The 12,495-nt window shown below is 64.2% G+C and carries 11 protein-coding genes; 2 read left to right on the forward strand and 9 right to left on the reverse strand.

Annotation, left to right across the window (positions count from 1 at the left end; genetic code table 11):
- Positions 1-18: 18 nt before the first annotated feature.
- Positions 19-681 carry a nicotinate-nucleotide adenylyltransferase gene (locus tag RMO25_RS07405; RefSeq protein ID WP_309661961.1) on the reverse strand — a complete coding sequence of 221 codons (663 nt, stop codon included), beginning with the start codon at positions 679-681 and terminating at the stop codon, positions 19-21.
- Positions 682-744: 63 nt separating this feature from the next.
- Between RMO25_RS07405 and RMO25_RS07410 the strand changes: the two genes are divergently transcribed.
- The gene (locus RMO25_RS07410; RefSeq protein ID WP_309661962.1) at positions 745-1,782 is read left to right on the forward strand and encodes a DUF3667 domain-containing protein; all 1,038 of its coding nucleotides are present in this window, start codon (positions 745-747) and stop codon (positions 1,780-1,782) included.
- Here RMO25_RS07410 and RMO25_RS07415 read toward each other — a convergent pair.
- The 6 genes from RMO25_RS07415 to ptsP all read right to left on the reverse strand — a co-directional run bounded on the left by RMO25_RS07415 (position 1,779) and on the right by ptsP (position 9,586).
- Positions 1,779-2,153, reverse strand: a complete 375-nt coding sequence (locus tag RMO25_RS07415) for a hypothetical protein (RefSeq protein WP_309661963.1) — start codon at positions 2,151-2,153, stop codon at positions 1,779-1,781. The genes RMO25_RS07410 and RMO25_RS07415 overlap by 4 nt on opposite strands.
- A gap of 123 nt (positions 2,154-2,276) precedes the next feature.
- Complete coding sequence (gene ftsH, locus RMO25_RS07420; protein WP_405051857.1) at positions 2,277-4,220, reverse strand: ATP-dependent zinc metalloprotease FtsH; 1,944 nt, start codon at positions 4,218-4,220, stop codon at positions 2,277-2,279.
- A gap of 95 nt (positions 4,221-4,315) precedes the next feature.
- A complete protein-coding gene (gene tilS / locus RMO25_RS07425) occupies positions 4,316-5,278 on the reverse strand; it encodes a tRNA lysidine(34) synthetase TilS (RefSeq protein WP_309661964.1) in 963 nt (320 codons plus the stop codon).
- Positions 5,279-5,383: 105 nt separating this feature from the next.
- Positions 5,384-6,289: a tetratricopeptide repeat protein gene (locus tag RMO25_RS07430; RefSeq protein WP_309661965.1), complete on the reverse strand. Its 906-nt coding sequence runs from the start codon at positions 6,287-6,289 to the stop codon at positions 5,384-5,386.
- Between the two features lie 66 nt (positions 6,290-6,355).
- Complete coding sequence (locus tag RMO25_RS07435; RefSeq protein ID WP_309661966.1) at positions 6,356-7,249, reverse strand: RodZ domain-containing protein; 894 nt, start codon at positions 7,247-7,249, stop codon at positions 6,356-6,358.
- Positions 7,250-7,318: 69 nt separating this feature from the next.
- A complete protein-coding gene (gene ptsP, locus RMO25_RS07440; protein WP_309661967.1) occupies positions 7,319-9,586 on the reverse strand; it encodes a phosphoenolpyruvate--protein phosphotransferase in 2,268 nt (755 codons plus the stop codon).
- A 227-nt stretch (positions 9,587-9,813) separates the two neighbouring features.
- Between ptsP and RMO25_RS07445 the strand changes: the two genes are divergently transcribed.
- The gene (locus RMO25_RS07445) at positions 9,814-10,026 is read left to right on the forward strand and encodes a cold-shock protein (RefSeq protein WP_309661968.1); all 213 of its coding nucleotides are present in this window, start codon (positions 9,814-9,816) and stop codon (positions 10,024-10,026) included.
- Positions 10,027-10,125: 99 nt separating this feature from the next.
- Here RMO25_RS07445 and RMO25_RS07450 read toward each other — a convergent pair whose 3' ends face one another.
- Positions 10,126-11,142: a nitronate monooxygenase gene (locus RMO25_RS07450; RefSeq protein ID WP_309661969.1), complete on the reverse strand. Its 1,017-nt coding sequence runs from the start codon at positions 11,140-11,142 to the stop codon at positions 10,126-10,128.
- A complete protein-coding gene (locus RMO25_RS07455) occupies positions 11,139-12,365 on the reverse strand; it encodes an aspartate kinase (protein WP_309661970.1) in 1,227 nt (408 codons plus the stop codon). Before RMO25_RS07455 ends, RMO25_RS07450 begins: the two co-directional genes overlap by 4 nt.
- Positions 12,366-12,495 lie beyond the last annotated feature (130 nt).

Consider the following 12,495-nt stretch of genomic DNA (forward strand, 5'->3'; position numbering starts at 1 on the left):
GCGGTCCCGCTGCTCGGACTAATTGGGGGACGATCGGACAAGTGTTCTCCTGACTGAAGATGGCGTACCGTCGACCCGGGGCTCGGAACGACGAGCTTGCGGGCGGCGGTGCCAATTGGGGTCGAGCGCGCGAAGGGCTGTGGCGGAAGTCGGATCAGGCGGCAGGCGAAGCAGCAAAATCGCCGGTGCACTCCAATCCGTCCAGTTGCGTGCCTGGCTCGAAGGTCGGACGAACCGTCGCAGCCAGCCCATCGCGCGGGCCGCGCGGGCAGAGCCATCATAGCCCGGGCGGGCAATTACCGCAATTGGAACGATTTTCGCCATTCGGCGCCATAATTTCCAGTGATGGAACTGGGCCATGATGTCGGCACCCATGAGCCAGATGAACCGGTCGCCGGGATGGCGCCGCAAGAGCTTGGTCAGCGTGTCGATGGTGTAGCGGGTGCCCGCCCGCTCCTCGAAGTCGCTGACCCGGATCGGCGCGAGGCGGGCCATCCGCTTGGCGGAAGCGAGGCGTGCGGCATAGGGCGCCATGCCGGTGGTGGATTTCAGCGGGTTGCCGGGCGAGACCAGCCACCACACTTCATCAAGGTCCAGCGCCTGCAACGCGGCAAGGCTGATCCGGCGATGGCCGCGGTGCGCCGGATTGAACGAGCCGCCGAGAAGTCCGATGCGCTTCATCGGCCCGAGCAGCTAGCATGGCCGATGCGGTGTGCCTAATATGGGCGGTCAGGGGGGAGCCGTATGCCTGATCTGGAGGCTTTGGGGGACGCAGTAACGGGAGCGGTGCTGGCCGGAGCGGTTGAGCCGCGCGCCGGCCAAAGTGCGAGCGACCATACGCACGAAGCCAATTGCCTCAATTGCGGGACCAAACTGGCCGGCGCTTATTGTGCGGTCTGTGGGCAAAAAGCTCACGTCCACCGGTCGCTGCGCGGCTTTTTCCAGGACATGGTCCAGGGTTTGTTCAATTTCGAAGGCAAGATCTGGCGAACGCTGCCCATGCTCGCCTGGCGGCCGGGCGAGCTGACCCGCCGATATATCGCCGGCGAGCGCGCCCGGTTCGTGTCGCCAATCGCGCTTTATTTATTCAGCGTCTTCCTGACGTTCGCGGTGCTCAACTTGACCGGCACGCTTGACCATAACGCGCCGAGCGCGATCGATACTGGCATTGGTACCGCGGTCCGAGAGCAGAAAGCCGGCATCGCCAAGCTCGAGAAACAGCGCGCCGCGACCGCTGCCGGCGCGGCCGTCGCTGCTCTCGACCGCAAGATAGCTTCGGAAAAGACGGGCCTCGCGCAGCTGGAGAATGTCCGTCACGGCGGTTTTACGACGAAAGCGGGTAGTAATGACCAGACGCCGGCCTGGCTGCGCGAGGTGATCGGGAAAGCGCAAAAAAACCCTGAGCTTGCGATTTACAAAGTGCAGGATGCGGCCTCGAAGTTCAGCTGGCTGCTGATCCCGTTGTCGATCCCTTTCCTGTGGCTGTTATTTCCGTTCAGCCGTCGATATCGCCTCTACGATCACACCGTCTTCGTGACCTATTCCCTGTCCTTCATGATGATGCTGGTGATAGCCGGCGGCCTATTAGTCGTAGCGGGTTCCTCGGGGATTGCCGGCCTGCTTTTCCTAGTGCCGCCATTTCACATGTACCGGCAATTGAAGGGGGCCTATCAACTTGGGCGTTTTGGCGCGCTGTGGCGGACAACCGCACTGACTATTTTCGCCTTTGTCGCCGCGCTTCTTTTCTTCATTCTGTTGGTTGCCCTGGGCGTGCTTGGCTAAGCTGGACAAGGGTATTTGCGCTCCAACAAGGTCCGCAAGACATCTTTGGTATCAGTCGTCGCGCGTTGGTCCGCCGCTACTGCATCCAGCTGGGCAAGGAATTCGTCCTTGCTGACTCGGGGCTTGTCCGCCTGGGGCGGGCAGAAATGGGTCGGCCGGCGTTCCGTTTTGGCCAGCTCATATTCGGCCTTAAGCGATTCTCCATCCGCTTCAACCAGATGCTTGAGACGATAGAAATCGGGCGTCAGCAAGGCGAACGGGCCAAGCCGCTGAAGCGAGTGAACGCGCACCAGGAAAGTGGCAACATCTTGCGCACCGGCGGGGGTCAAGGGGGCCATCGCGAACGCCGCCCCCAACATCAATTTGCGCAAGTGAACAGGCTCCTTCCGGCATGCGCGGCGACCGCGGCCAAACCGAATTTCATGCCAAATCCTTAACCGCTTAATCCGCCGCCGCGATTGCCGGCGGCGGGTGAATGGCAGGTGAATCGGGGCTCAGGCGACAGCTGGCGCGGGGCCGCCCAGGCCCTGCGGCTTGCGTCGAGCCTTCGGTATCGAGGAGCCAGCCGTCGGGATACTCGGTTGCGCGGCACCGCCGCGGTCGATCAAGCCGCCGGCGAGGACGATCTTGATCTCTTCGCCCGACAGCGTTTCATATTCGAGCAACGCCTTGGCCAGCGAATGCAATTCGTCGATGTGTGTGTTGAGCAAATGTTTGGCGCGATCGAGGCCTTCCTCGACGAATCGGCGGATTTCCGTGTCGATCACCTGCGCCGTCTCGTTAGACATGGTCTGGCGCTGGGTCTGCGAGTAGCCGAGGAAGGTTTCGCCCTGCTGCTCTTCATATTGCAACGGGCCGAGTTTCTCCGACATGCCCCATTGGGTAACCATCGAACGGGCCAGCTTGGTCGCCTGCTGGATGTCGCTCGATGCGCCCGACGAAACCTTGTCGTGGCCGAAGATGATTTCTTCGGCGACCCGCCCGCCCATCGCAATCGAAAGGTTCGCGTACATCTTATCGCGATGATAGCTGTAGCTGTCCCGCTCAGGCAGCCGCATGACCATGCCCAAGGCGCGGCCACGCGGAATGATGGTCGCCTTATGGATCGGGTCCGACGCGGCTTCGTGGATCGCGACGATCGCGTGCCCCGCTTCGTGGTAAGCGGTCATTTTCTTCTCATCATCGGTCATGACGAGCGACTTCCACTCAGTCCCCATCATCACCTTGTCCTTGGCGGATTCGAACTGGGCCATCGCCACCAGTCGCTTGCCTAGGCGCGCGGCAAGCAATGCCGCTTCGTTGACTATGTTCGCCAGGTCGGCGCCCGAAAAACCCGGTGTGCCGCGCGCGATTACCCGTGGATCAACGTCGGGCGCCAGCGGCACCTTCCGCATATGCACCTCAAGGATTTTTTCGCGTCCCTCGATGTCAGGCAGCGGGACGATGACTTGGCGGTCGAAGCGGCCTGGCCGGAGCAGCGCCGGATCGAGCACGTCGGGGCGGTTGGTCGCCGCCACGATAATGATGCCTTCATTAGCCTCAAACCCATCCATCTCGACCAATAGCTGGTTCAAGGTTTGCTCGCGCTCGTCATTACCATTGCCGAGACCGGCGCCGCGATGGCGGCCGACCGCGTCGATTTCGTCGATGAAGACGATGCACGGCGCAGATTTCTTGGCCTGGTCGAACATGTCGCGGACACGGCTGGCGCCGACGCCGACGAACATCTCGACAAAGTCCGAGCCTGAAATCGTGAAGAACGGCACACCCGCTTCGCCAGCGATGGCGCGGGCCAGCAGCGTCTTGCCGGTGCCAGGCGAGCCGACCAGCAACGCGCCCTTGGGGATCTTGCCGCCCAGCCGCGCGAATTTGCCCGGGTCCTTCAGGTATTCGACGATTTCCTGCAGTTCTTCGCGAGCCTCGTCGATGCCGGCGACGTCGGCGAAGGTCACGCGGCCTTCCTTCTGGGTCAGCATGCGCGCGCGGCTCTTGCCGAAGCCCATGGCGCCGGAGCCGGCATTTTTCTGCATTTGGCGCATGACGAAGAAGCTGATGCCAAGGATCAGCAGGAACGGCAGCGACTGGTAAAGCAGAATCAGCCAGAAAGAGGATTGCTCGGCTTCTTGGGCTTGGATTTGCACGCCGCCTTTCAACAGTCGATCGGTCACTTGAGCGTCGGCGGGCGCCAGCGTGCGAAACGTCTCGCCGCTGGCAAGCTTGCCGGTGATGACCTGGTTGCCGGTGGCAATTGTCGACGTCGTGACGGAGCGGACGCTGCCCGAGTCCACTTGGCGGACGAATTCAGAATATGGGATCGCGGGGTTGGCAGCGGCGCGCGGGCCTTCGATCATCTGCACGAACAGGACCAGGCCGAACAGCACGCCGACCCAGATCAGCAAGCTCTTGGTCCAGGGATTGCCGGGTTTCTTCTCGCTCATAATCTCTCTCGCGCCTCGACCGCCATGGCCGTTGCCTTAAAATAGGCCTTCGAGCCCCAATAACAATCCAATGCTTAGAAGCGGGTGAACGAAACTCAGCGGCGGGGCGGAGCGGCCCGCAATCGCCAGGTTGGGCCGCCTTCGATCTTAAGGCCCGAAAGTGTCGTCTTGCCGCCCTTGCGAAGCGTGTCGAGGGCCCGGGCGAGTTCCGGCCCGCGTGGTTTGGCAGCGCCTAATTCGGCGAAGGCAGCCAAAAGCAGCCGACGTTGCAGCTCCCGCGGCATTTCGGAGGCGTCGACCGACAGTGTCGCTTGGTCGCGAGTAACTCGCGCTTGGACAAGTGGGGCGAGGGCCCAGTCGAGCGCTTCGTCGGCTTCGTTGAGCCAATTGGCGCTGGCCGCTAGCCGCTCCGGGTCCGCCCAATCGGCGCGCTTAAGCCATTCGCGCATCCGCACCCGGTCGTGCCGCGGGTCGCGATTGGACGGGTCGTCGACCGGCGTTACCCCGGCGTCCGCAACCACCGCCGCCAAGTCCGCCTTGCGCCAGCCGAGCAATGGACGGACAATCTGGACATTCGCGATAAGTGGCCGGCTGACGCGCGTTGCACCGAGCCCGCCGATGCCGGCCCCGCGGGCCAGCCGCATCAACAGCGTTTCCGCCTGGTCGTCGAGATGGTGGGCCGTGGCAATCGCACCTAGTGCGCTTTCGAGCGCCCAATTGCCGAGCAAGTCGTAGCGGGCCTCGCGGGCGCGCGCCTGCAGGTTGCTTTTCGGTGGTGCCGGCCAGGCGACCGTCAAGATGCTGTGGGGAACGTCGCGCTGCGCACACAAGCTGGCGACCATCGCGGCCTCGGCGCGGCTCTCCGGCCGCAGACCGTGATCGACCGTCGCGGCTGCGATGAGCTGCGGACGCACTGCCGCAGCCAACAATAATAGCGCCAGGCTGTCCGGCCCGCCCGACACCGCGACGCCGAGTTTCGACCCCGGCGCGACCAAGGCATCGAGGTCGGCGGCGAAGCGCGCCATCGTCGCAGCATCGAGAATCTTTGAACTGGTCACGGCATCGTTCGCCCCGAGCGTGTTGAAGTGTAGTCCTTACCCTTCGCAATCGAGGAAGGGCAGGGCTTCGTCGAGCCCGCCCCGAACGAGTCGTGGAATGGCGACCTAGCTACAGCGTGCGTCGGCCTTGGCGGGGGGGAGCAGGCGCTTCAATTCCGCGCGCAAAGTCGTGCCATAGACCGCTTCAAGCTCCGAATAGGCCTTGCACGCCTGTGTCGGCTGTTTGAGCTGCATCAGCGCCTGACCGAGATAATAGAGGCTGTCGGGCGCCCGCTCGCCCTTCGGGTTGGAGCGATAATTGGCCAGCAGCGCTTCGGCCGCCGCGCGCGGTTCGCCCTTGTCGAGCAAGGCGCGCCCGGCAAGATTATTGGCCCAGCTTGTCCGACGATGCTTGGGATAAGCAGAACTGAATGCCTTGAGCGACGCAATCGCCGCGTCATATTTCTCCGCCCGCCACAGCTGGAAGCCCTCGTCATAGGCAATTTCGGCGGGGTCGTTGGCGGGGTCGAGGGCAATGGTCGCAACTGGCTGCGCCGGTGCGGGTTTCTGGCCTGTCGTAACCAGGGGTTTGGGTTTCTGGACGAGCTCGGCCGGTTCCGCGACTGGCACCGACACTGGAACCTGGGTTGCGGCAGCGGCGGCCCGTTCGAGCGCACCGATCCTTTGTTCCTGGTCCGACCGCAGTTGTCCAAGCTCGGTTTCCATGACCACGACGCGATGGCCATTCTCTTCTGACTGGCGCAAGACGTCGGCCAGCTGCCGCTCCAGCCCGTTGAGGCGCTCGTCAAGCGTCCGGAAAGACGATTGGGTCGCCGCCGGCTCATCGGAAAAACTCGCTGTGTCCGCCGGTTGCCCCTTGGGGAAAACCTGCCGCTGGACCTGGCGCAACTGCTTTTCGAGTCGCTCGATGCGCTGCTCGGGCGTCGCTTGTTCGCGCTGCGCCAATGCTGGCGTTACGCCCACTAGAAGGGCCGTGATCGCGATCGTCGAGCGGAGCCGCGTGGCTGTCATGGTGCTCCCAAATCTGAACAGTTGCGTCACCCTGCGGAACTCCAGCTTTCGCGGCGATGAATCTGGCTAAAGGGTCGTGTTTTCAACGACCGGCGGAGTGGCTGGCGCGGGTGGATTGCCAGGTGGGGCCTGGCGGACGGTCGGCGCGGCAGCGGCAGGCGTTGGCGGGCCGCGCATCAGATCGGCAGCCAATAGGCTGACGTTGCGCACGGTAGTCGCGGCTGGCCCGACCGGCGGAGCATCGGCGGTCCCGACCGCAATGCGCAAGCCTTCGGGCTTGCCGGTGGTCAGCTTGGGGGCAGTTGCAGTGGCGGGTATTTCAAAGCTTTGCCCGGCCTCCAATACTCCCGCCTTGAGCGTCGTCGCGCCGTCCTTGACCTGGATCCACACCGGCTCGTTGGCGGTGATCACCACCGCACCCTGCGCGGCCGGCTGGGCGACGGCAGGAACAGCCTCGGAAGGGGCGGCCGAGGCGAGGGCCGCGGCATTGTCCGTGGCCGTCTCGTCCGATCCCTGGACCGATCGCTGGCTGAGCCAGCTCATCACCGCCACCAACAGGACTACCGCCGCAATTGCGCCGAACACCAGCCACTTGGGCATGGTCCGCGCCGGGTCGGCGGGTTCGAATACCTCTGCCATCGTCGTCGGGCGCATGCCGCCCATTTCGCCGCGGAGCTGCTCGCCGATCTCGACCCGGTCGAGCCCGACTACAGTGGCATAGCTTTTGGCAAAGCCGTTGGTGTAGGTCGGCGCCGGAAGCCGCTCCCAATCGCTGGTCTCGAGGCTTTCGAGATGGCGCCGGGGGATCCGGGTTTGGGCCGCAACATCCTCGAGCGACAGGCCTTTTTTCTCTCTTGCAATGCGCAGGCGCTGACCGACGGTCGCGACCTCCGCCTCAGCCAGATCGTTCACCGCTTCGTCGGTCGTCTCGACCATTGCCTGCCCTTTTTTGCGTGCCATCGCCGATCACCTTCGAAGGGTGCAGGCGGAGTGTCAACTGCCGGTGAAGGCCTCACCCGACGATCCTAATCAGGTAATCGCCACCGAATGGCGCCGCGCCCAGTCGGTCAGCGCCTTCCTCAAGTTGCGCGGCGGGCGCTTGAGCAAATGGTCGAGGCGTTGGCGAACCGCACAAGCGTCGAGCGAGCGGACCATCGCCTTGATCGGACCGACGGCCGCTGGCGTGATTGAGAAACTTTCTGCGCCAATTCCGATTAAGGCCATCGCTTCCAGCGGCAGACCGCCCATTTCGCCGCACAAGCGCACCGGGACCTTGGCCTCACGGGCCGCGTCGATGACGCGTTTGAGGAATCGCAGGATTGCTGGGCTCAGCCAGTCATAGCGTTCGGCCAGCCGTGGGTCGGCGCGGTCGGCGGCGAACAGGAACTGGGTCAAATCGTTGGTGCCGATCGACAGGAAATCGATGCGCGGCAGCAATTGGTCGAGCATTTCGGCCAGGGCCGGCACTTCGAGCATGGCGCCATATTCGACCCGCGTCGGGAGCTTGCGTTTGGACTTGCGCGCCCATTCGAGCTGTTCTTCGATCAGGCTGCGCGCCTCCTCATATTCCCACGGTTCGGAAATCATCGGGAACATCACGCGCAGCACGCGACCGCCGGAGGCTTGGATCAGGGCCCGGGCCTGCGCTTTCATTAGCGTCGATCGGTCGAGCGACAGGCGCAGCGCGCGCCAGCCCATTGCCGGATTCTCGGCCTCATCTTTGGCGTCGGCGAGATAAGGCAGGGCCTTGTCGCCACCAATATCCAGCGTGCGGAAGGTGACTGGCTTGTCGCCGGCGGATTCCAGCACTTTGGTATAGAGTCGCTGCTGCCGTTCGCGGCCGGGCAGGGTGGCCGAGACCAGGAACTGGAATTCGGTGCGGAACAGCCCGATGCCGTCGCCGCCGGTCAATTCGAGCGCGGCGGCATCTTCGGCGAGGCCGGCGTTGACCATGACACTGATCGGAACGCCATCTCTGGTCGATGCCGGCAGCTGGCGTATCGCGGCGAACTGGGCGCGGCGCTTCTGGCTCAAAGCCATGCGATGATCGAAGCCGGAGGTCAGCTGGCGATTGGGACGGATAATGACGCTGCCGTTGTCGCCGTCGACCAGGATCACTTCGCGGTCATTGACGCTATGGCGGATGTCGGCGAGGCGACCGACGACTGGTACGCCCATGGCGCGAGCGACGATGGTCATGTGTGCGGTCAGCGAACCTTCCTCGAGCAGTACTGCTTTCAGGCGCCGGCGGTCGTATTCGAGCAGCTCCGCTGGACCGAGGTTGCGGGCGATCAGCACCGTATCGCGGGTCAGTCCGGTCTGGGCGGCGGTGCCCATCCGTCCCGAGACGATGCGCAACAGCCGGTTCGATAAATCCTCGAGGTCGTGCATCCGCTCCTGGAGCAAAGGATCGTCGATTTCCCGCATCCGCGACCGGGTGCGTTGCTGGACGCGCTCGATCGCCGCTTCGGCGGTCAGGCCGCTGTCGATTGCTTCGTTGATTCGCCGCGACCAGCCCTCGTCGTAAGCGAACATGCGATAGGTCTCGAGGATCTCCTGATGCTCGCCGACGGTGCCGAATTCGGCTTCCTTGGTCATGGTGTCGATCTGTTCGCGCATCCGGCGGAAGGCGGCGTAAACTCGCGCCCGCTCGGCCTCGGTATCCTCGGCGACGGTGTGCTCGACGATCACTCGCGGCTGGTGAAACACGGCTTCGCCCTTGGCCATGCCGGCGACCAGCTTGAGCCCGGACAGGCGCAGTGGGCCGGCGCTGCGCATGCGGCCGCGGCGCGCGCCGTCGACCAGCCGGGCGGCGGCGATCATTTCCGACAGCACCATCGCCACCGTCTGCAGCGCTTCGATCTCGACCTCTTCGTAGCGGCGCGGGTCGGCATGCTGCACCGCCAGCACGCCGATCGGGTTTTCCAATCGGATGATCGGCACGCCAGCAAAGCTGTGAAAACTCTCCTCACCAGTTTCGGGCCGGTAAACGAACTGGGGGTGGCTGGCGGCCTCGGCGAGGTTGAGGATGCGGCCTTCCTCTGCAATGGCGCCGACCAGTCCTTCACCCATTGCCAGGCGAGTGACATGGACCGCTTCTTTCCGAAGTCCATGGGTGGCGTACAGCTCAAGCTTGTTGTCACGCAGCAAGTAAATCGAGCAGACTTCGCTGGTCATCGCCTCGGCGATCAGGTCGACGACGCGATCGAGCTTGGACTGCGCATTACCACGCGCGGCCATCACCTCGTGCAGCCCGGTGAGGATTTCGCGGGCGGACGTGGCGGCGGCTTGCGGCATCCCCGGACCGCTATCAGATGGGGCCGCGCGGCGCCAATCGGCTCGCGGATAGTTGCGGTGACGTCCGCCATCGGTAGAAGGGGGGCCTCGAACGGAGTTGCGGGTGAACCGAAGCTGTGCATCGGGCGTTGAGCGAAAGTTAGGGGTTGCCCGCTGGGAACTATTCTGCGCTGGCCAAAGCCAAGAAACTTCGATCCTCGAATTTTTAGAAGAGAAGGAGCATTGATATGCCGATCGGCACGGTAAAGTTTTTCAACCAACAAAAAGGCTTCGGCTTCATCCAGCCTGAAGACGGCGGAGCGGACTCATTCGTCCATATCTCCGACGTCGAGCGCTCCGGCATGAGCACGCTGAACGAGAATCAGCGGCTGTCCTACGACATCGAACAGGACGAGCGTGGGAAGATGAGGGCCACCAACCTGAAGTCGGCCGACGCCTAATAGCCGGCGGGCGACCGCCTGCAATCACGCCGTATGAATCAAATAACCGCCCCAACGGGTCGCTTGCGACTCGTTGGGGCGGTTAGCGTGCGTTCGCATTTAGCCCCGGCTCTCTAGCGCCGCGGCGGCTTCGTCGGCGAGCTCTTTAATGATTTCGGCGACCGGTTTCTCGCGCGTCACCATGCCAACCGACTGCCCAGCCATCACCGATCCCGTTTCGACGTCGCCGTCGATGACGGCGCGGCGGAGCGCGCCGGCCCAATAATGCTCAATCTGCAGCTGCGCTTCGGCCATGGCGATCACCCCGTCGTCGAGCTTTTGCGCGACCTCGCGCTGTTTGGCGGCGAAATTCTCCATCTCACGGTTCTTCAAGGCGCGGACCGGAATTACCGGCAGGCGCGGATCGATCTGGACGCTCGGGATGGCGTCGCGGGCCGAGGCGCGGATGAAGACCTTCTTGAAATTGGCGTGGGCGATGCTTTCGGTCGCGCAAACGAAGCGGGTGCCCAGTTGAACCCCGACCGCGCCCATCTCGAGGTATGCGGCGATCGCTTCGCCGCGGCCGATGCCACCGGCGACAAACACCGGGATGTCGTGGGCGACGTGGGGCAGTATCTCCTGCGCCAGCACCGAAGTCGACACCGGGCCGATGTGGCCACCGGCTTCCATGCCCTCGATGACCAAAGCGTCGGCGCCCGAGCGCATCAATTTCTTGGCGAGGCTGAGGGCGGGGGCGAAGCAGACGAGCTTGGCCCCGCCCGATTTGATGCGGTCGATCGAGCCGCTTGGCGGGAGCCCACCGGCGAGGACGACGTGAGTCACCTGATGCCTGGTGCAGGTGTCGATCAGCTCGTTCAATTGCGGGTGCATGGTGATCAAATTGACGCCGAACGGCTTGGCCGTGCGCTTTTTGGTTTCCGCGATCTCGGTGTCGAGCAGGTCGGGCGACATCGCCCCGCAAGCGATGACGCCGAAGCCGCCGGCGTCGGAAATGGCCGCGACCAGATGGCGTTCGCTAAGCCAGCTCATTGCCCCGCCCATGATGGCGATGTCGCAGCCGAGGAACGCGGTGCCGCGGTGCATCAATTGCTTCAAGCGCTTATGGCCGCGGCTCATGCGTCGGCGTCCAGCCCGAAGGCGGTGTGCAGCACCCGCACGGCGAGATCGAGCTCGGCTTCGGCGATCAAGGCGCTGACCTTGATCTCGCTCGAAGAGACAGCGAGCAGGTTGATCTTGCGCTCAGCCAGCGTCTCGAACATTTTCGACGCAAGGCCCGGGTTGGAGCGGATGCCGACGCCGACGATGCTGACCTTGGCGACCGCGTCGTCGTGAATCAGCTCGGCAAAACCGATCGTGCCTTTGCGCTGCTCGATCACCGCAATCGCCTGCGACAGGCTGGCGCGCGGGACGGTGAAGGTGAGGTCGCTCGACCCGCTGTTGGGGGTCGCCGCGTGGACGATCATGTCGACCAGGATGCCGGCGTCGGCGAGCGGGCTGATGACCTGCGCGACCATGCCCGGCGCGTCGGCGATGCCGGTCAACGTGACTCGCGCCTCGTTTTTGTCGGCGGCGATCCCGGCGATCTGGTTTCTCTCCATGTCCGCTCCTGAAAGCTGAGCCACGACGCGCGTCCCGGGCTTGTCCTCGAACGCCGACAGCACGCGGAGCGGCAAATTCTCGCGCATTGCAAGCCCGACCGACCGGGTCTGCAGCACCTTGGCGCCGACCCCGGCGAGCTCGAGCATCTCCTCGAAAGTGATGGCATCCAGCTTGCGCGCCTTCGGCACGATGCGCGGGTCGGTGGTGTAGACGCCGTCGACGTCGGTGTAGATGTCGCAACGGTCGGCCTTGACCCCGGCGGCGATGGCGACCGCCGACGTGTCCGATCCGCCGCGGCCGAGCGTCGCCAGGCGACCGTCGTCAGACATGCCTTGGAAGCCGGGGATTACCGCGACAATGCCGCTTTTCAGCGCATCGTCCAACATGCCGGATTCAACCGCATCGACGCGGGCGTTGCCGTGGACGCCCGACGCCCGCACCAGCTGCCAGCCCATGAAGCTGCGCGCGTTCACGCCCATGTTCTGCAACGTCATCGCCAGCAGCCCGGCAGTGACCTGCTCGCCGCTGGCCACGACCACATCATATTCGGTCGAATCGTGGAGCGCGGTCGCTTCGCGGCACAATTGCACCAGCCGGTCGGTCTCGCCGGCCCTCGCCGACACCACGACCCGCACTTCGGCACCGTCGGCCGCTTCGCGCCGCACCCGCTCGGCGACGTGGCGGATGCGCTCGATCCCGGCCATCGACGTGCCGCCGAATTTCATCACGATACGGGGCATGCGGCTCCTTGGGTGAAAGGCGCGGTCCTGTTAGGAAGCGCGCATGGCGAAGACAAGCATCCTGGCCGAGGAGGCCGCGCACTTTGGGGCGATGGCCGGCGATTGGTGGGACCCGGACGGCGCCTCGGCG

This window comes from Sphingomonas sp., from assembly GCF_031361285.1.
Lineage (GTDB): Bacteria > Pseudomonadota > Alphaproteobacteria > Sphingomonadales > Sphingomonadaceae > Sphingomicrobium.

Coding starts and splice junctions, on each gene's coding strand:
- RMO25_RS07450 (WP_309661969.1), bottom strand. CDS start 11,142: ATGAGCCGCGGCCATAAGCGCTTGAAGCAATTGATGCACCGCGGCACC.
- ftsH (WP_405051857.1), bottom strand. CDS start 4,220: ATGAGCGAGAAGAAACCCGGCAATCCCTGGACCAAGAGCTTGCTGATC.
- RMO25_RS07405 (WP_309661961.1), bottom strand. CDS start 681: ATGAAGCGCATCGGACTTCTCGGCGGCTCGTTCAATCCGGCGCACCGC.
- RMO25_RS07435 (WP_309661966.1), bottom strand. CDS start 7,249: ATGGCACGCAAAAAAGGGCAGGCAATGGTCGAGACGACCGACGAAGCG.
- ptsP (WP_309661967.1), bottom strand. CDS start 9,586: ATGCCGCAAGCCGCCGCCACGTCCGCCCGCGAAATCCTCACCGGGCTG.
- RMO25_RS07410 (WP_309661962.1), top strand. CDS start 745: ATGCCTGATCTGGAGGCTTTGGGGGACGCAGTAACGGGAGCGGTGCTG.
- RMO25_RS07445 (WP_309661968.1), top strand. CDS start 9,814: ATGCCGATCGGCACGGTAAAGTTTTTCAACCAACAAAAAGGCTTCGGC.
- RMO25_RS07455 (WP_309661970.1), bottom strand. CDS start 12,365: ATGCCCCGTATCGTGATGAAATTCGGCGGCACGTCGATGGCCGGGATC.
- RMO25_RS07430 (WP_309661965.1), bottom strand. CDS start 6,289: ATGACAGCCACGCGGCTCCGCTCGACGATCGCGATCACGGCCCTTCTA.